This window comes from Buttiauxella cochleicola, from assembly GCF_021282405.1.
Classification (GTDB): domain Bacteria; phylum Pseudomonadota; class Gammaproteobacteria; order Enterobacterales; family Enterobacteriaceae; genus Buttiauxella; species Buttiauxella massiliensis.
Genome location: NZ_JAJSOU010000016.1, coordinates 1 through 17,264, shown reverse-complemented (window position 1 = coordinate 17,264; position 17,264 = coordinate 1). Strand labels below are relative to the sequence as shown.

16 protein-coding genes, 1 rRNA gene and 1 pseudogene are annotated in these 17,264 nt (G+C 49.1%); 8 read left to right on the top strand and 10 right to left on the bottom strand.

Going from position 1 to position 17,264, the window contains the following annotated elements; genetic code table 11:
• Nucleotides 1-156 precede the first annotated feature (156 nt).
• From rseC to rseD, 5 genes and pseudogenes are all read right to left on the bottom strand, one after another.
• On the bottom strand, nucleotides 157-636 hold the full coding sequence (rseC, locus tag LVQ79_RS18680; protein ID WP_232866059.1) for a SoxR-reducing system protein RseC: 480 nt from the start codon (nucleotides 634-636) through the stop codon (nucleotides 157-159).
• Nucleotides 633-1,589, bottom strand: a complete 957-nt coding sequence (gene rseB, locus LVQ79_RS18675) for a sigma-E factor regulatory protein RseB (RefSeq protein ID WP_232866057.1) — start codon at nucleotides 1,587-1,589, stop codon at nucleotides 633-635. The genes rseC and rseB overlap by 4 nt, the downstream gene beginning before the upstream one ends.
• Nucleotides 1,589-2,236: an anti-sigma-E factor RseA gene (gene rseA / locus LVQ79_RS18670; RefSeq protein ID WP_064513130.1), complete on the bottom strand. Its 648-nt coding sequence runs from the start codon at nucleotides 2,234-2,236 to the stop codon at nucleotides 1,589-1,591. The genes rseB and rseA overlap by 1 nt, the downstream gene beginning before the upstream one ends.
• A gap of 31 nt (nucleotides 2,237-2,267) precedes the next feature.
• Nucleotides 2,268-2,843, bottom strand: a complete 576-nt coding sequence (gene rpoE, locus LVQ79_RS18665) for an RNA polymerase sigma factor RpoE (RefSeq protein WP_034459318.1) — start codon at nucleotides 2,841-2,843, stop codon at nucleotides 2,268-2,270.
• A gap of 22 nt (nucleotides 2,844-2,865) precedes the next feature.
• A pseudogene (gene rseD / locus LVQ79_RS22690) lies at nucleotides 2,866-2,955 on the bottom strand (rpoE leader peptide RseD); the annotation flags it as partial.
• 322 nt (nucleotides 2,956-3,277) lie between these two features.
• Between rseD and nadB the strand changes: the two are divergent.
• Nucleotides 3,278-4,894, top strand: a complete 1,617-nt coding sequence (gene nadB, locus LVQ79_RS18660; RefSeq protein ID WP_232866055.1) for an L-aspartate oxidase — start codon at nucleotides 3,278-3,280, stop codon at nucleotides 4,892-4,894.
• Here the strand turns inward: nadB and trmN are convergent.
• Nucleotides 4,879-5,616 carry a tRNA(1)(Val) (adenine(37)-N(6))-methyltransferase TrmN gene (gene trmN, locus LVQ79_RS18655; protein ID WP_064560373.1) on the bottom strand — a complete coding sequence of 246 codons (738 nt, stop codon included), beginning with the start codon at nucleotides 5,614-5,616 and terminating at the stop codon, nucleotides 4,879-4,881. The genes nadB and trmN overlap by 16 nt on opposite strands.
• A gap of 133 nt (nucleotides 5,617-5,749) precedes the next feature.
• Between trmN and srmB the strand changes: the two genes are divergently transcribed.
• Nucleotides 5,750-7,072: an ATP-dependent RNA helicase SrmB gene (gene srmB / locus LVQ79_RS18650; RefSeq protein ID WP_232866054.1), complete on the top strand. Its 1,323-nt coding sequence runs from the start codon at nucleotides 5,750-5,752 to the stop codon at nucleotides 7,070-7,072.
• A gap of 144 nt (nucleotides 7,073-7,216) precedes the next feature.
• On the opposite strand, the gene grcA is transcribed toward srmB, so the two are convergent.
• The gene (gene grcA, locus LVQ79_RS18645) at nucleotides 7,217-7,600 is read right to left on the bottom strand and encodes an autonomous glycyl radical cofactor GrcA (RefSeq protein WP_232866052.1); all 384 of its coding nucleotides are present in this window, start codon (nucleotides 7,598-7,600) and stop codon (nucleotides 7,217-7,219) included.
• A 320-nt stretch (nucleotides 7,601-7,920) separates the two neighbouring features.
• On the opposite strand from grcA, the gene ung reads away from it, so the two are divergent.
• Nucleotides 7,921-8,601 carry a uracil-DNA glycosylase gene (gene ung / locus LVQ79_RS18640; RefSeq protein WP_232866050.1) on the top strand — a complete coding sequence of 227 codons (681 nt, stop codon included), beginning with the start codon at nucleotides 7,921-7,923 and terminating at the stop codon, nucleotides 8,599-8,601.
• 54 nt (nucleotides 8,602-8,655) lie between these two features.
• Here the strand turns inward: ung and LVQ79_RS18635 are convergent, their stop codons facing one another.
• Entirely contained in the window at nucleotides 8,656-9,717 is a 1,062-nt protein-coding gene (locus LVQ79_RS18635) for a tRNA/rRNA methyltransferase (RefSeq protein WP_064513145.1), read from the bottom strand.
• Nucleotides 9,718-9,927: 210 nt separating this feature from the next.
• On the opposite strand from LVQ79_RS18635, the gene trxC reads away from it, so the two are divergent.
• The 5 genes from trxC to LVQ79_RS18610 all read left to right on the top strand — a co-directional run bounded on the left by trxC (nucleotide 9,928) and on the right by LVQ79_RS18610 (nucleotide 15,667).
• On the top strand, nucleotides 9,928-10,347 hold the full coding sequence (trxC, locus tag LVQ79_RS18630; RefSeq protein ID WP_232866049.1) for a thioredoxin TrxC: 420 nt from the start codon (nucleotides 9,928-9,930) through the stop codon (nucleotides 10,345-10,347).
• A gap of 72 nt (nucleotides 10,348-10,419) precedes the next feature.
• Entirely contained in the window at nucleotides 10,420-11,121 is a 702-nt protein-coding gene (locus LVQ79_RS18625; protein ID WP_232866048.1) for a tRNA-uridine aminocarboxypropyltransferase, read from the top strand.
• A gap of 32 nt (nucleotides 11,122-11,153) precedes the next feature.
• Nucleotides 11,154-13,814: a bifunctional acetate--CoA ligase family protein/GNAT family N-acetyltransferase gene (locus LVQ79_RS18620; protein ID WP_232866047.1), complete on the top strand. Its 2,661-nt coding sequence runs from the start codon at nucleotides 11,154-11,156 to the stop codon at nucleotides 13,812-13,814.
• 114 nt (nucleotides 13,815-13,928) lie between these two features.
• On the top strand, nucleotides 13,929-15,284 hold the full coding sequence (gene pssA, locus LVQ79_RS18615; protein WP_151995835.1) for a CDP-diacylglycerol--serine O-phosphatidyltransferase: 1,356 nt from the start codon (nucleotides 13,929-13,931) through the stop codon (nucleotides 15,282-15,284).
• A gap of 59 nt (nucleotides 15,285-15,343) precedes the next feature.
• The gene (locus LVQ79_RS18610) at nucleotides 15,344-15,667 is read left to right on the top strand and encodes a YfiM family lipoprotein (RefSeq protein WP_232866046.1); all 324 of its coding nucleotides are present in this window, start codon (nucleotides 15,344-15,346) and stop codon (nucleotides 15,665-15,667) included.
• On the opposite strand, the gene LVQ79_RS18605 is transcribed toward LVQ79_RS18610, so the two are convergent.
• Entirely contained in the window at nucleotides 15,664-16,968 is a 1,305-nt protein-coding gene (locus LVQ79_RS18605; protein WP_232866044.1) for an MFS transporter, read from the bottom strand. The two genes, LVQ79_RS18610 and LVQ79_RS18605, sit on opposite strands and share 4 nt — an antisense overlap.
• Before the next feature lie 216 nt (nucleotides 16,969-17,184).
• Nucleotides 17,185-17,264: ribosomal RNA gene (rrf, locus tag LVQ79_RS22685) — 5S ribosomal RNA — on the bottom strand; the annotation flags it as partial.

Here is a 17,264-nt window from a genome sequence, read left to right as displayed (position 1 = left end):
GCTGTACAGAGCATGATGTCAATGGCTGTCTTTTGCCTGAAACGCCGCATTCTACACTACAACGAGAAAGCGAGGAAACAGGTCATCATGCAAGCGTAGCTGAGTGATGAAAAGCCGGTGGAATGTGTGTCAAATAGATCGTGGGTAGAAGAGGCTTCACCGATTGTCCGCAGAAGTAACCGTTTCGACTCTCAGTGCATCAGGCGGCAGAGCAACGCTTAAAATAACAGGCTGCCAGGTTTCACGACGACTGAGCTTCAAAGAGAAGCCGCGCGCGATAAGAAAACCGCCAACCCCACCCAGCAACGCACCACAAATCGCTGCAAGGTTTGTCCCAAACAGGGCCTGGAAGAGAGCTGAAACCAGAAATAAACCGACCAACGGTGACATGTAAACCAGTAAGGCAGAACCAATCAGGCTACCTTCAGCAATGCCCAATTCGACTTTTTGACCGGCCACCAGCGGCGTATCACACGCAACTGATAAGGTGTGATTGGTTTGCGGGCCAAGCTTATTGAGTATGCGACTACCGCAGCCAGCGCGTGAAGCACAGCTGCTGCATGACGCTTTTACATCACAGCTCAGCAATGCTTCACCTTTTTGCCAGGAGACAACTGTTGCCCACTCTTTGATCATTGCGCAGCCTTGAATTTGATACTGTCAGCAATACGTTTTGCTGTTTGCGGAGGTAATTCACCCACAATGGTGATCTCAGTTTTGTCACGAACCTCAGAACTGACCGTACGGCGACCCGTGCGTAATAGCTGATCGGTACTATTACTTACAGCGCGGCTAATGTTTACTGAGAAGCTAAACAAGCCATCAGAATAGAGACGTGATTCAATCGGGACGTCAACAGTTGGCAATGGACGACGGCTGCTGGATACCTCGCTAAAACCTTGTGGCAACCAGGTCGGTGCCCAGGAGAAATTGACTTTCTCAGCACCTGGAACCGACAGCAATGGCGGTAAATTTGCCTTTGCCAGACTTTGCATCATGGTATTTGCTTCTTTGCTAACGTTGAAAGAAATAACGCGGAATTGTTCCAACGTTTCGCCATCACGATCCAGCAAATCAACACGCAGTGGTAATTTGGTTTCAGAGTCCATCCAAACCATATAGCTGTAACGTGTACCGTCTCGTGCCACAACACGAATGACTTCACACAGGCGATCGGCTATACGTGTACGCCCAACAGAGATGAAGTCGTAATAAGGGGTGAGACGTTTGAAATCGGTGTAGACGATTGATGGGAGCGAATCAACGATGTAATCCCCAGTGAGCGTAAACGGCTCAAGTCCTGGTTCAAAATAGCTGATTTCACTGCCACGCTGGACAACCTCACGACGTGGGCCATCCATCTGAAGCAATTGAGCAAGCGGACGATTATCAAGCCTTGCATGGCGATAGCGTAAAGATTCTATCCCCTGCTTATTAATGCTGATAAATGCCAACTCATAATTGAGTGACTGACTTGCCTGGTTCATCTGCTGCAACAATGCCCCGGACGAAACAGTGTCCGCCGAGGCATTTGAGGTGAACAACAGGCTGCTTGTCATAAGAGACAGGGCATACCAAAGTTGCTTCATTACTGCGATTGAGTTCCTAAAGTTTGGTTTCCTGGCACTTGTACCGCAGCTTGCTGGGTTTGTGCCTGTTCAAACTGGAGTTGCTCGGCGTGTAAACGACGCTGCAATTCGTAATCTTGCAACATGGCATTGATACGTCGACGCTGTTCCTGTACCTGCTGCTGACCTGTGCTGGCTGTGCTGTCAGACGGCACACCCAAACTTACCGGACTCGCTTTACCCATCATCGGCAAGGTGTTAAACACCGGAGCCTCGGGCTGAGCAGGGTTGTCAGACTGACCATTATAGTGCTGCACCCCGACGATTACCGCAAGCGATACGCACGCTGCAACGCCCATTTGGGTGAGTTGGCTTGCCCACGGACGAACCTTATTCCAGAATGACATTTTCTGCCATTGCTGAGGTTCGGGCTGCTGTTCAGTAATGAGTGGCGTGACATTACGCACTGGCTCATTTTCAATCGCGGCCATGACATTGGCTGCAATATCAAAATGAAGTAATTCACTGGTATCGCCGCGCATAGTATCGCGGATTAGGTGGTAGCTCTCCCAGCTGTTCTGCAATGTTTTGTCCTTCGACAAAGTACCGAGCAGTTCGCTATCCAGAGTTTCCCCATCCATTAAAGCGGAAAGCTGTTCTTTCTGCATGCCTAATTACCCTTCCAGTAACCCGCTATCGTCAACGCCTGATTAGCGGTTGAACTTTATTATCAATAGCTTCCCGTGCACGGAAAATACGAGAACGTACAGTCCCTACTGGGCAATCCATGATGACGGCTATTTCTTCATAGCTCAAACCATCCAACTCCCGCAACGTAATTGCCATGCGTAAATCTTCCGGGAGTGACTCAATAGTACGGAAAACTATTTGTCTCAGTTCTTCAGACAACATTAAGTTCTCAGGGTTCGATATTTCTTTCAATGCGCTGCCACTTTCGTAGTTTTCCGCATCAATTGCGTCCACATCACTTGATGGAGGACGGCGTCCCTGAGCAACAAGATAATTTTTTGCCGTGTTGACCGCTATACGGTACAACCATGTATAAAACGCGCTATCGCCACGGAATGAATCCAGCGCACGATAAGCTTTAATGAAAGACTCCTGCACCACATCAGGAACATCTCCTGAAGGTACATAGCGGGAAACCAGACTCGCCACTTTATGCTGATAACGAATTACCAGTAAATTGAATGACTTCTGATCTCCCTTCTGGACCCGTTCGACGAGGACTTGATCCGTTAACTGCTCGCTCATCCGAGGTAATGTCTCCCCAAACCTATTTCCACGCGTAATTGAAAAGCCACCCGAACTCTGCATATCTGAGCAAGTTCACGGTTGGAGCGCTCGATTTGAGCAAAGTTCCGTTACGCCTTTGTTTTCCTGATCTGTTCCACGAATTATCTCTTCTTGATTATAAGTTTCGTGGCACAAACCGTGACACCTTTTTTATCCTAAAAGGCGATCGCTAAACTGCTTGCAGAGTATCGCATGAATCATGATTTTTCATCAGAAAATCTGCCACTAACATCGGACCTGTAACAAATATGGCTTATTCAGCACATAATTCAGATGAAACTGAGATCTTCAGTTCTTTTGTTTAGTTCATATAACACTGGATTAAAAAAAGCGTGTTAGAGCCCACATCGGGTGATATGCTGGCCCAACCTTTGTTTAGTAAATTAAACACGATGAACGCAAATTCCGAACTAGCTTGTGATGTATTAATCGTCGGTAGCGGAGCTGCTGGCCTCTCTCTTGCTTTACGGCTTGCCGAAAACAGCAAAGTTATTGTTCTGAGTAAGGGCCCAATCAATGAAGGCTCAACTTTATATGCTCAGGGTGGAATCGCTGCTGTGTTCGATGAAACGGACAGTATTGATTCACATGTAGAAGATACTCTCATCGCAGGTGCTGGAATTTGTGATCGTGACGCGGTGGAGTTTGTCGCCAGTAATGCACGCCACTGTGTGCAATGGCTAATCGACCAGGGCGTGCTGTTTGACACAGAGGTCCAGGCAAATGGTGCGGAAAGCTACCATTTGACTCGTGAAGGTGGGCATAGCCATCGCCGAATTCTTCACGCAGCTGATGCCACAGGTAAAGAAGTTGAAACCACGCTAGTCGGTAAAGCGCTGAGCCATCCTAATATTCGCGTTATTGAACGCAGTAATGCTGTCGATCTTATTGTCTCGGACAAAATCGGCCTGCCGGGCACGCGCCGTGTTGTCGGTGCCTGGATTTGGAACCGTAACCGCGAAAAAGTAGAAACTTGTCGGGCGAAAGCTGTGGTCCTTGCCACCGGTGGCGCATCAAAGGTTTATCAGTACACCACAAACCCGGACATCTCTTCAGGTGACGGTATAGCCATGGCCTGGCGAGCGGGTTGCCGTGTAGCAAACCTGGAATTCAATCAGTTTCACCCTACCGCTCTGTTCCACCCGCAAGCGCGCAACTTCCTGCTGACCGAAGCATTGCGCGGTGAAGGTGCCTATCTCAAGCGCCCGGATGGCACTCGCTTTATGCCTGATTTTGACGAGCGTGGCGAACTGGCACCGCGCGATATCGTGGCACGCGCCATCGATCATGAAATGAAACGCCTGGGTGCAGATTGCATGTACCTGGATATCAGCCACAAGCCGGAAGAGTTTGTGCGCCACCATTTCCCAACTATCTATGAAAAACTGATGGGCCTGGGTATCGATCTCACCAAAGAACCCGTGCCGGTAGTACCCGCTGCGCATTATACCTGCGGTGGCGTAATGGTAGATGAGAATGGCCGCACTGATGTTGACGGGCTTTATGCTATAGGCGAAGTGACATATACCGGCTTGCATGGCGCAAACCGTATGGCATCAAACTCATTGCTCGAATGCCTGGTTTATGGCTGGTCTGCAGCGGAAGATATAATGAAGCGCATGCCTTATGCGCGCATTTCCCGCTCTTTACCTGACTGGGATGACAGCCGTGTAGATAATCCGGATGAACAAGTTGTTATCCAGCACAACTGGCATGAACTTCGTCTGTTTATGTGGGATTACGTCGGTATTGTGCGCTCAACGCGTCGTCTGGAACGCGCATTGCGCCGTATCACCATGTTGCAGCAAGAAATCGACGAGTACTACGCCAACTTCCGTGTCTCGAACAATTTGCTGGAACTGCGCAACCTGGTGCAGGTTGCTGAGTTGATTGTGCGCTGCGCCATGATGCGGAAAGAAAGCCGGGGTCTGCACTACACGCTGGACTACCCGGATTTAGCCGAAAACTCAGGGCCAAGCATTCTCTCGCCACTCTACATAAATAAATAGAAATCCTGGGTCAGGCTGCAGTAGCCTTCTGAATATTGCTGGTCTGGCCCACGAATCGTTAATCGATCGGTATAATATTCACCGTCTGTCGGTGACAGCGCCAGCATGACACGATGCGGCAAGCGCGTTTCGTTATCAGCAACGTCGGTACGATAACGAACATGCCATCCCTGCTTTTTAGCCAGTTCAGTAAACGCCGTTCCCGCCGTTTCAGGCATGATCACACAGAAAAAACCGTCTTCCGTAATTAACTGCGTTGCGCTGTTTAACAACGCGCTATGATCCAATGTCGTGGTGTAGCGCGCCTGTGCTCGTTCTGCCGATGCACAATTGCTGCCCTGCTCAAAGAATGGCGGGTTACTGACAATCAGCGAATAGCGCTGTGTCGCCTGCTCGGCCCATTCACGGATATCTGCACAATGCACAGTTATGCGCGGGGCCCACTGGCAACCTTTGGCATTTTCCGCAGCTTGCTCAGCGGCAACAGGATCAAGCTCCACAGCATCGATCGTGACATTATCAGGTGTGCGTTGCGCGAGCATCAGCGCCAACAAACCACTACCTGTACCGATGTCCAGCACGCTAGTCACGTTTGCAACAGGCACCCAGGCGCCAAGCAGTGTGCCATCTGTACCGACTTTCATTGCGCATCGATCGTGCGCGACAAAGAACTGTTTAAAGGTGAATCCATCACGACGCAATACTGCTTTTTGACTGCACATCTTAGCTACCCTATAGAGAAACGGGTGTAGCATAGGGGAAACTCGCTGCCAGGAAAAGCGTCAGTTACCCACACAAACAGATGAAGATCGCAGCCATAACGTCTATAATCGGCGCCCTACATAGAGGAAGACCATGACTGTAACCACTTTTTCCGAACTGGAACTTGACGAGAGTTTGTTACTCGCGCTCCAGGACAAGGGCTTTACCCGCCCGACAGCTATTCAGGCTGCCGCCATTCCACCTGCACTTGAAGGGCGTGATGTCCTCGGTTCCGCGCCAACCGGTACCGGTAAAACAGCCGCTTATTTGCTGCCTGTGTTACAGCATTTGGTCGATTTCCCGCGTAAGAAATCTGGCCCACCACGTATTTTGATCGTCACGCCAACGCGTGAACTTGCAATGCAAGTGGCCGATCACGCTCGTGAACTGGCAAAACATACTCATCTTGATATCGCAACCATCACCGGTGGCGTGGCTTATATGAACCACGCGGAAGTGTTCAGCGAGAACCAGGATATTGTTGTTGCAACGACGGGTCGTCTACTGCAATACATCAAAGAAGAAAACTTTGATTGCCGTGCGGTAGAGACACTGATTCTTGATGAAGCCGATCGCATGTTGGATCTGGGCTTTGCGCAGGATATCGAAACCATTGCTGCTGAAACACGCTGGCGCAAACAAACCATGTTGTTCTCCGCAACGCTTGAAGGCGACGCGATCAAGAACTTCGCAGAGCGTTTGTTAGAAGATCCGGTCGAAGTTTCTGCAACCTCCTCAACTCGCGAGCGCAAGAAAATCCACCAGTGGTACTACCGCGCAGACAACGTTGAGCACAAAACTGCACTGCTGGTGCATTTGCTTAAGCAGCCAGACACTACACGTTCAATCGTGTTTGTCCGTAAACGCGACCGTGTGCATGAACTGGTTGCATGGCTTCGTGAAGCGGGAATCAACACCTGCTACCTCGAAGGCGAAATGGTGCAGATGAAGCGTACCGAAGCTATCAAGCGTTTGACTGATGGCCGTGTGAGCGTGTTGATTGCGACCGATGTTGCCGCTCGTGGTATCGATATTCCAGAAGTGAGCCACGTGTTCAACTTCGATATGCCGCGTACTGCTGATACCTATCTGCACCGTATAGGGCGTACAGGCCGCGCGGGTCTCAAAGGCACCGCAATTTCTCTGGTTGAAGCGCATGACCATTTGCTGCTGGGCAAAGTCACGCGTTACATGAAAGAACCAATGAAATCGCGTGTAATTGATGAGCTGCGCCCAACGACTCGTGCGCCAAGTGAGAAACTCACTGGTAAGCCGTCGAAGAAAGTGCTCGCAAAGCGCGAAGAGAAGAAAAAAGACGAGAAAGAAAAACCGCGTGTGAAAGTTCGTCTGCGCGATAAAAAGAATGTCGGGAAGCGCCGAAAACCTAGCAGTGCTAAAACCGAATCAGCTGAATAAATCGTCAGTGAATATAAAAACCGTCTCCATTGAGGCGGTTTTTTTACGATCTGAGTTAGGTTTTTAACCGTTTAATAACTGTTATTAAGCCAAACCCATAAAAAAGCCGGCGCATGAGCACCGGCTTTTTAAATGCTTTAGAAATTACAGGCTAGCAGTGAAAGTACGAGCAATAACGTCACGCTGCTGTTCTGCAGTCAGTGAGTTGAAACGCACCGCATAACCAGACACACGGATGGTCAGCTGTGGGTATTTTTCTGGGTGCTTAACAGCATCTTCCAGAGTTTCACGACGCAGCACGTTCACGTTCAGGTGCTGACCACCTTCCACACGAACTTCAGGTTTTGCTTCAACTGGGATTTCACGATATTCGATTTCACCCAATTTGCTTACTTCTACAACTTCGTCTTCTGCAAAGTCAGCTTTAGCACAAACACAACGTGCTTCGCCTTTCTCGCTGTCCAGCAGCCAGATTGAGTTCAGGAGGGAATCATTTGCAGCTTTAGTAATTTGGATACCAGTAATCATTTTATTTCTCCCTATGGGCTAATTTTGTGATTCTATTTCGGGCCATAAGCTGGCTCATTGGTAAAACCATTGTTGCGTTACTGATCTTTATACTAGCCAAAGTCGCTTCAAACTTTGATTTAAATCAATTAAATCCATGCCTACAATGTGGCTATGATATCATTTATTTGTTTTACATCAACTTAGCTCATCTCGTTCAAATTAAAAAATATGTAAATTTTCAAATTTTTTTAGGTTCCTGCGCATATAGACGCTCAACCATTTTGCTTAGTAGAAAGAAGTGGTTAAGCTAACATCATTCCGAATCGCAGGAGAGCGAGATGACTACCCCCCTCACCTGGCACGACGTGCTGGCGCAAGAAAAGCAGCAACCCTATTTCACAAATACCCTGGCAACCGTTGCCGAACGGCGAGCAGCCGGTGTAACTGTTTATCCGCCTCAGAAAGATGTGTTCAACGCTTTCAGGTTTACTGAGCTGGGTGATGTGAAAGTCGTGATCCTTGGTCAAGACCCTTACCATGGCCCAGGACAGGCGCATGGGCTAGCCTTTTCTGTGCTTCCCGGTGTTGCAGTGCCGCCATCATTAGCCAATATGTATAAAGAATTACAGACCGATATTGCTGATTTTACGCGGCCAAACCACGGCTATCTGGAAAGCTGGGCGCACCAGGGCGTATTGTTGCTCAATACCGTACTAACTGTTGAAGCAGGCAATGCGCATTCTCATGCGAAATTAGGTTGGGAGACGTTCACGGATAAAGTGATAGCGCTTATCAACGAACACTGTGAAGGTGTGGTCTTTTTGCTGTGGGGTTCGCACGCGCAGAAGAAAGGTAGCTTTATCGATCGCAATCGCCACCATGTTTTACAAGCCCCCCATCCTTCGCCTTTATCAGCACATCGGGGGTTTATGGGCTGCGGTCACTTCTCTAAAACTAATGAGTATCTGACTGAGCGCAACCAGCCAGCGATTAACTGGACGCCTGTATTGCCAGACTAAAGAGACAAAAAAGCCAGCTTTCGCTGGCTTTTTAAAGCAGTCATTAACAAAGCATCACGCTTTGTTTTGACGCCACCATTCAGAGAGCAACACACCGGTTGCTACTGATACGTTCAGGCTTTCAACATTACCAGTACCGGTAATCGCCACGCTCATATCAGCATTTTCGAAGGTTGCATCGGAAACGCCTTCGCGCTCCTGACCTAACACCAGAACCATTTTCTTCGGCAACTCAGCTTTGAAAAGCGGAGTTCCTTTGTGGCTTGATGTCGTGACAATCGCATAACCGGCTTTACGGAATTGCTCCAGGCCGTCTTCGAAAGTCTCGCCGCTGATGGCTTCAACATGCTCCGCACCGCCTTCAGCAGTACGAACAGCAGCACCAGACTCCAGCATTGCCGCATCTTCCACCAGCAAACCTTTCACACCGAAGTGTGCGCAGCTGCGCATAATGCCGCCAAGGTTGTGCGGGTTAGCCACGTTTTCCAGAGCCAGTACACAATCTTCTTCACCAGCTTTAGAAAGCCAGCTATCAACTGTGATACCACGACGCTTTTTAATGATGAAGCAAACGCCACCGTGGTGCTCAGTACCTGATGCTTTCACTAACTCAGCATCATCTACCACATGGTAGGCTTTACGGTTTGCTGCCATCCAACGTAATGCTTCTTTGAAACGCGGAGTCACGCTCTGGACAAACCAGGCGCGTACGATGCAATCAGGGCGGCTCAGGAACAGCGCCTGGCAAGCATTTTCGCCGTAAACACGAGTTTCTTCCGCACGCTGGCGGCGAATCACTTCAGGATCAACAATTGGTCTGCCATTGGCACCCATTTGCTCGCCTGCTTCAACTACTTCTTCTCTTGGCGGTCGTGAAACCGTACGCCACGGGTTATCACCGCGATCGTCACGATCATCACTACGATTCCGATCACGCCCGGCGCCAGGCTTATCATCGCGACGTGGACCACGACGGCCCTCACCCCGTGACGGTGCTGCAGGACGCCCACCACCTTTACCTGTGCGCGGGTTTTGGCTGCGTTTTTCGCTGTCATCGTCACCGCGGACATACATCACTTTGACTTTGCCGCTTTTACCTTTAAATTCGTCGTTCATTCTTCTCTCCACCTGGCTGAGCGCGTGGCGCGCAGATTACCCGATGTGGCACGGCTTAGCCATTAACTTTGGTCAAAAGCCAATAACTATTATATCCATCGAATAAATCACTTGGCTGGTACTCTATTAATCGCCGATAATATTTAACATATAAGAAACATTACTGACGAGTTGACTGTTTTCAGACAACGTATCCTTTAGAGGTTAGCTATGAATACCGTTTGTGCCGCCTGCCAGGCGATTAATCGCATCCCCGATGAGCGTATTGACGACGGTGCGAAATGTGGTCGTTGTGGCCATGAGCTTTTTGATGGCGAAGTGATTAATGCCACCAGTGAAACCCTTGATAAACTGCTGCAAGATGATTTACCCGTAGTTGTGGATTTTTGGGCTCCGTGGTGTGGGCCATGTGTGAACTTTGCGCCAATCTTCGAAGATGTAGCGGAAGAACGCAGTGGAAAAGTACGTTTTGTGAAAGTAAATACAGAAGCAGAACCTGCACTTAGCACACGTTTCCGTATCCGCAGCATTCCGACCATTATGGTGTTCAAAAAAGGTGAAATGGTCGACATGCTAAACGGCGCGATGCCTAAAGCACCGTTTGATAGTTGGCTGAACGAAAACATCTAATTTCACGGGCACGTTTCTTGTGCCCGAATGCCTCATCTACGTTAGAATGGCGTTTTTAAGCTTATTTATCTGATGACTGAAAACGCCGTCCTACGTCTTCGTGCCGAACGCCTGGCGCGTGCAACCCGCCCTTTCCTTGCTCGTGGTAACCGCATCCGCCGTTGTCAACGTTGCTTGCTGCCGCTAAAACAATGCCTGTGCGAAACACTACAGCCGCAGAATGCACGTAGCCGTTTCTGCCTGGTGATGTTCGACACCGAACCGATGAAGCCAAGCAATACTGGGCGACTCATTGCAGATATTTTGCCGGATACAGAAGCTTTTCAGTGGTCACGAACCGAACCATCACAGGCACTGCTCGATTTAGTCAGTTCACCAGACTATCAACCGATGGTCGTATTCCCCGCTTCTTACGCAAGCGCTGGGCGAGAAGTACTGACAATGCCACCTAAAAGTGGGAAACCACCGCTTTTTATCATGCTTGATGGCACCTGGACTGAAGCGCGTAAGATGTTCCGCAAGAGCCCTTATCTGGATAATCTTCCGGTCATTTCAGTGGATTTGAGTATTGTCTCGGCTTACCGACTCCGTGAAGCTCACGCGGACGGGCAATACTGCACAGCAGAAGTCGCAGCAGCATTGCTCGCACTTGCAGACGACGAGCACGCAGCTGTTGGCCTCACAGAACATTTCACGCTTTTTCGCGAGCGATATCTGGCAGGCAAACCCCATCATCAGTCCAGCATCACAGCAGCAGAGACAGAAAGCGTTTAAACTCACTGAGTTAATTCTCAGGGGAGAGAGCTATGAGTCAACGTGGGCTGGAGGCGCTACTGCGCCCCAAATCAATCGCGGTTATCGGGGCTTCTGCAAAAATAGATCGCGCAGGCTACTTAATGATGCGTAATCTCCTGGCTGGAGGCTTTAACGGCCCGGTAATGCCTGTGACACCCAGCCATAAAGCGGTTTGCGGCGTTCTTGCATGGCCAGATATCGCAAGCCTTCCGTTCCCGCCCGATCTTGCCGTCATTTGTACCAACTCAAAACGTAATCTTGAATTACTGCAAGCCTTGGGTGAAAAGGGCTGTAAAGCCTGCATTATCCTCTCCGCTCCGCCTGAGCAACTACCTGAATTATTAGCCTGTGCCACTCAATGGCAAATGCGTTTGCTGGGGCCAAACAGCCTTGGCTTACTTGCGCCGTGGCAAGGACTTAATGCGAGTTTCTCACCCGTACCCATTCAGAAAGGTAAGCTGGCTTTTATTTCTCAATCAGCGGCAGTTTCCAACACAATTCTGGACTGGGCCCAGCAGCGTGAAATGGGCTTCTCATGGTTTATCGCGCTCGGTGACAGTCTGGATATTGATGTTGATGAGTTACTGGATTATCTGGCTCGCGATACCAAAACCAGCGCTATTCTGCTTTATCTCGAACACCTGAGCGATGCCCGACGTTTTGTTTCAGCGGCGCGAAGTGCTTCGCGTAACAAACCGATCCTGGTAATTAAAAGCGGTCGCAGCGCCAAAGCACAAGAACTGCTTAAAACCCATCTGGGGCTTGATGCTGCATGGGATGCAGCCATTCAACGAGCAGGTCTTTTACGCGTTCAGGACACTCATGAGCTGTTCTCGGCGGTAGAAACCCTGAGCCACATGCGGCCACTGCGTGGCGAGCGTTTAATGATAGTCAGCAATGGCGCTGCCCCTGCGGCGCTGGCACTGGATGAGTTATGGCTGCGTAACGGTAAGCTAGCAACGCTGAGTGATGAAGTTCTCAATAAGCTAAAGAGCGCTTTGCCCGTCAGTGTTGAAAGTGGCAATCCACTGGATCTCCGCGACGATGCTACTCCTGAACGTTATTTGCGAGCCATCGAAATATTACTGGATAGCCAGGATTATGATGCCCTGATGATCATCCATGCCCCGAGTGCTGCGGCCCCCGGGACGGTAAGCGCCACCGCGTTAATCGACTTAATCCACAAACATCCTCGCGGCAAATACATCACACTAATAACCAACTGGTGTGGTGAATTTTCCTCTCAGGAAGCCAGACGGTTATTCAGTGATGCAGGCATTCCTACATACCGCACACCTGAGGGCGCGGTAACAGCATTTATGCATATGGTGGAATATCGTCGAAACCAGAAACAGCTGCGTGAGACACCAGCGTTACCTGCCAATCTGAAAGCCAATGCCAGTGAAGCTCATGCCCTGCTGCAACAAGCACTGAACGAAGGAGCCACTTCTCTCGATACCCATGAAGTGCGCCCTATTTTACAAGCGTACGGGCTAAACACTCTGCCAACCTGGATTGCCAGCGACAGTGCAGAAGCCGTGCATATTGCCGAGCAGATTGGGTATCCGGTCGCGTTGAAATTACGCTCCCCTGATATCCCGCATAAATCTGAAGTTCAAGGTGTCATGCTTTACCTGAGAACCGCCACTGAGGTTCAGCAAGCAGCTGATGCGATTATTGATCGAGTTAAAATGACGTGGCCGCAAGCTCGTATCCACGGGTTGTTGGTTCAAAGCATGGCTAACCGTGCCGGTGCCCAGGAGCTGCGCATCGTCGTTGAACATGACCCAGTCTTTGGCCCACTTATTATGCTGGGCGAAGGTGGCGTCGAGTGGCGCCCCGATCAGCAGGCTGTGGTGGCCTTACCACCACTCAATATGAATCTCGCCCGCTACCTCGTTATTCAGGCGATCAAAAGCGGAAAAATACGTGGGCGCAGTGCATTACGCCCGTTAGATGTGCCTGGTATTAGCCAGGTGCTGGTGCAGGTTTCAAACCTGATTGTGGATTGCCCGGAAATCCGCCGTCTGGATATTCATCCGCTTTTAGCCTCCGGTAATGAGTTCACACTCCTGGACGTGACCTTACAGCTCGCTAAATTCGAGGGGGATGCAGAAACTCGGCTGGCAATCCGGCCCTATCCTTACCAGTTGGAAGAAGATGTCATCCTCAAGAATGGTGAACAGTGCCTGTTCCGCCCAATTCTTCCGGAAGATGAACCGTTGCTACAACAGTTTATTTCGCGGGTTACCAAAGAGGATCTCTACTACCGCTACTTCAGTGAGATCAACGAATTTACCCATGAAGATTTAGCCAATATGACCCAGATCGACTACGATCGAGAAATGGCTTTTGTCGCTGTTCGCCAACTGAATGGTGAGAGTGAGATCATCGGTGTTACGCGCGCGATCTCCGATCCCGATAATATTGATGCCGAATTTGCCGTACTTGTGCGTTCTGATTTGAAGGGTTTGGGATTGGGTCGCAGGCTGCTGGAAAAACTGATTGCCTACACGGGTGAGCATGGGCTCCAGAGATTGAATGGCATTACGATGCCGAACAACCGTGGCATGGTCTCATTAGCTCGAAAACTAGGATTTGATGTCGATATACAACTGGAAGATGGCATCGTAAGTCTGACTCTTCCATTGATAAAAAGCATAGATTCGTGAGTAAGGTACTGGAAAACTTACTCACTTTGCGGGTTAGTAGTGGTATTATCAGCAGGTTCTGACGTCTGGATTTTGCAGAAGGCCATCCAATGAATAGAGAAGATACGCACTGTGATGTTGTCTAAATTTAAACGTAATAAACATCAACAACACCTTGCCCAATTGCCGAAGCTTTCTCAGTCAGTTGATGATGTAAAGACCCTTTTCTCCCCAGCGGATTTCCGTGAAGTTCTGCTGCAAAAAATTGCGAGCGCAACTCGCCGCATCTGTATTGTCGCATTGTATCTTGAACAAGATGATGCTGGTAAAGCCGTGTTAACCGCGCTCTACCAGGCAAAACAGCAACGCCCGGAAATAGAAGTGACCGTTCTGGTGGACTGGCATCGCGCGCAGCGAGGCCGTATCGGAGCTGCCGCTACCAACACCAATGCTGACTGGTATCATCGTATGACCGAGGAATATCCCGGCGTAGATATCCCAGTTTACGGCGTGCCAGTGAATACGCGTGAAGCATTGGGCGTTCTGCATTTCAAAGGTTTTATTGTTGATGATTGCGTGATTTACAGCGGCGCCAGTGTGAATGACGTCTATCTGCATCAGCATGATAAATATCGTTATGATCGCTATCAGGTCATCTGTAACCCGCAGCTTTCCGACATCATGTATAACTGGATGCAGGAAAATCTGGTACATGGTCGTGCGGTACATCGCCTGGATAAGCTACACAGGCCAAAAAGCCCGGAGATTAAAAACGATATCCGTCTGTTCCGCCAGGAACTACGAGATGCCAGTTTCCATTTCCAGGGTAATGCAGATAACGAACAACTTGCCGTTACGCCTTTAGTCGGTTTGGGTAAAACCAGTCTGCTCAATAAAACCATCTACCATTTGATGCCGTGTACCGAGCAAAAACTGGTTATCTGTACGCCTTATTTCAACCTGCCTGCTGTGCTGGTACGTAATATTATTCAGCTCTTACGTGAAGGGAAACAGGTTGAGATTATTGTCGGTGATAAAACGGCAAATGATTTTTATATTCCAGAAGATCAACCCTTTAAGATTATCGGCGCCCTGCCTTATCTCTATGAAATTAACCTTCGCCGCTTCCTGAGCCGCTTACAATACTACGTAAACAGCGGGCAGTTGATTGTTCGCCTGTGGAAAGATGACGATAACAGTTACCATCTAAAAGGCATGTGGGTCGATGATGAGTGGATGCTTCTAACGGGTAATAACCTTAATCCAAGAGCGTGGCGTCTGGATCTGGAGAACGCAATTCTGATTCATGATCCTAAACAGGAACTCACTGTCCAGCGTGACCACGAATTGGATCTGATCCGCACACACACTACAGTCGTTCAACATTATCGTGATCTACAGAGTATTGCGGAATATCCCGTTAAGGTGCGTAAGCTTATTCGCCGCCTGCGCCGTATACGTATAGATCGTTTAATCAGTCGTATTCTGTAGTTCATCGCTATACTGAAAAGCCCTGCTTGCAGGGTTTTTTTGTAGCCAGAGGATCATGAATGCTACGTCTTTTACTCCCTTCTGTATTACTTCTCAGCGGTTGCAGCCATATGGCGCAAGATCAATGGTCAGGCCAGGATAAAGCGCAGCACTTTATCGCATCGGCTATTTTATCCGCAGCAGGGAACGAATATGGCCAGCATCAGGGCTGGAGTGACTCCCATAGTGCGAATTTTGGCTTCTTATTTTCGGTAAGTCTTGGGGCCACGAAAGAATTATGGGATAGCCGCGCAACTGGAAGTGGATGGAGCTGGAAAGATTTCACATGGGATGTAGCCGGTGCAGCCACCGGCTATGCAATATGGCAATTCGCTAAATATTAGAGTTTGATGCCCTTCCCTTTGCGGTGTAGCAATAGCGATACCAGAAACGCCAGCGCCCCCATTCCTGAGACATACCAGAAAAATGCAGTCTCCATTCCGATGGATTTAAGTGAGAGTGCAACATATTCAGCCGACCCGCCAAACAAGGCATTTGCAACCGCATACGACAGACCAACACCTAATGCACGCACCTCAGGTGGGAACATCTCGGCTTTCAAAATACCACTTATTGAAGTATAAAAACTGACGATCAGCATCGCGAGAATAACCAGACCGAATGCGGCATAAGGTGAGCTAACGCTTTGTAAAGCAGTCAGAATTGGCACTGTCATCACCGTTGCCAGGCCACCAAAGCAAAGCATCGAATTTCGACGACCTATTTTGTCGGATAACGCACCAAAGAAGGGTTGCACCAACATAAAGATAAATAATGCGAAGGTCATTAATGCACTGGCTGTGTTGGCATGCATACCTGCGGTATTTACCAGGTACTTCTGCATGTAAGTTGTGAAGGTATAGAAGCTTAGCGATCCACCGGCTGTGAACCCGAGCACCATTATAAAGGCTCTGCGATTTTTCCAAAGCCCACCCAGAGTCCCTGCATCTTTGTGTTCCCGGGTCGCTTTATCTGAAGTTTCATCTAATGAACGGCGTAAATAGAGAGCGACAACAGCAAGTACTGCGCCCAGTGCGAAAGGTATCCTCCAGCCCCATTCACGCAACTCTCCGTCACTGAGAACTTGTTGAAGTACAACCACAACGAGTAGCGCTAACAGTTGCCCACCAATGAGTGTTACGTATTGAAAAGACGCATAAAAACCTTTCCGCCCTTCTACTGCAACTTCACTCATATAAGTTGCACTTGTACCGTATTCTCCTCCAACAGATAGCCCCTGAAATAAACGTGCCAGCAACAAAAGTGCCGGTGCCCAAGTGCCAATCGAGGAATAACCAGGCAAACAGGCGATTACCAGAGATCCAAAACACATCATGCAAACAGAGATGAGCATCGAGTTTTTACGCCCGTGCTTGTCGGCAATATAACCAAACAGCCAACCACCAATCGGACGCATTAAAAAACCTGCGGCAAATACCCCGGCAGTTTGTAGAAGTTGTGTTGTGCTATTGCCCGAAGGGAAGAAAATATGTGCAAAGTAGAGGGAACAGAATGAGTAGACATAGAAATCAAACCATTCAACCAGATTCCCTGATGAGGCTCCCACAATTGCCCAAATACGACGGCGTGTATCTGAACCTGTCAGCGTTCCGTTGTCCTGATGTGTTGTTGCTGCTTCAGTCATTTTTTAATCCCCTGTCTTCCTGAATAAGCGTAAAGCCCAAAGATCCAGTAAAGCAGGTGATTATTTAGATGCTATTCAGAGTTGTCTGTTTCAAGGTAGTTGCATCAATAATTGTGAGCAAGCTAATCTTTTTATCTGTAAGTCGGTGAAGTTTCATAAATCACACAAAACAAAAAAGCCCCATGCTTTCGCATGAGGCTTGTTTGTTTATTTGGAGCCTGGCAGTTCCCTACTCTCGCATGGGGAGACCCCACACTACCATCGGCGCTACGGCGTTTCACTTCTGAGTTCGGCAT

Excerpts from the sequence above, each read along its gene's own strand:
- rseC (WP_232866059.1), bottom strand. The coding sequence starts at position 636 with ATGATCAAAGAGTGGGCAACAGTTGTCTCCTGGCAAAAAGGTGAAGCA.
- rseB (WP_232866057.1), bottom strand. The coding sequence starts at position 1,589 with ATGAAGCAACTTTGGTATGCCCTGTCTCTTATGACAAGCAGCCTGTTG.
- rseA (WP_064513130.1), bottom strand. The coding sequence starts at position 2,236 with ATGCAGAAAGAACAGCTTTCCGCTTTAATGGATGGGGAAACTCTGGAT.
- rpoE (WP_034459318.1), bottom strand. The coding sequence starts at position 2,843 with ATGAGCGAGCAGTTAACGGATCAAGTCCTCGTCGAACGGGTCCAGAAG.
- nadB (WP_232866055.1), top strand. The coding sequence starts at position 3,278 with ATGAACGCAAATTCCGAACTAGCTTGTGATGTATTAATCGTCGGTAGC.
- trmN (WP_064560373.1), bottom strand. The coding sequence starts at position 5,616 with ATGTGCAGTCAAAAAGCAGTATTGCGTCGTGATGGATTCACCTTTAAA.
- srmB (WP_232866054.1), top strand. The coding sequence starts at position 5,750 with ATGACTGTAACCACTTTTTCCGAACTGGAACTTGACGAGAGTTTGTTA.
- grcA (WP_232866052.1), bottom strand. The coding sequence starts at position 7,600 with ATGATTACTGGTATCCAAATTACTAAAGCTGCAAATGATTCCCTCCTG.
- ung (WP_232866050.1), top strand. The coding sequence starts at position 7,921 with ATGACTACCCCCCTCACCTGGCACGACGTGCTGGCGCAAGAAAAGCAG.
- LVQ79_RS18635 (WP_064513145.1), bottom strand. The coding sequence starts at position 9,717 with ATGAACGACGAATTTAAAGGTAAAAGCGGCAAAGTCAAAGTGATGTAT.
- trxC (WP_232866049.1), top strand. The coding sequence starts at position 9,928 with ATGAATACCGTTTGTGCCGCCTGCCAGGCGATTAATCGCATCCCCGAT.
- LVQ79_RS18625 (WP_232866048.1), top strand. The coding sequence starts at position 10,420 with ATGACTGAAAACGCCGTCCTACGTCTTCGTGCCGAACGCCTGGCGCGT.
- LVQ79_RS18620 (WP_232866047.1), top strand. The coding sequence starts at position 11,154 with ATGAGTCAACGTGGGCTGGAGGCGCTACTGCGCCCCAAATCAATCGCG.
- pssA (WP_151995835.1), top strand. The coding sequence starts at position 13,929 with ATGTTGTCTAAATTTAAACGTAATAAACATCAACAACACCTTGCCCAA.
- LVQ79_RS18610 (WP_232866046.1), top strand. The coding sequence starts at position 15,344 with ATGCTACGTCTTTTACTCCCTTCTGTATTACTTCTCAGCGGTTGCAGC.
- LVQ79_RS18605 (WP_232866044.1), bottom strand. The coding sequence starts at position 16,968 with ATGACTGAAGCAGCAACAACACATCAGGACAACGGAACGCTGACAGGT.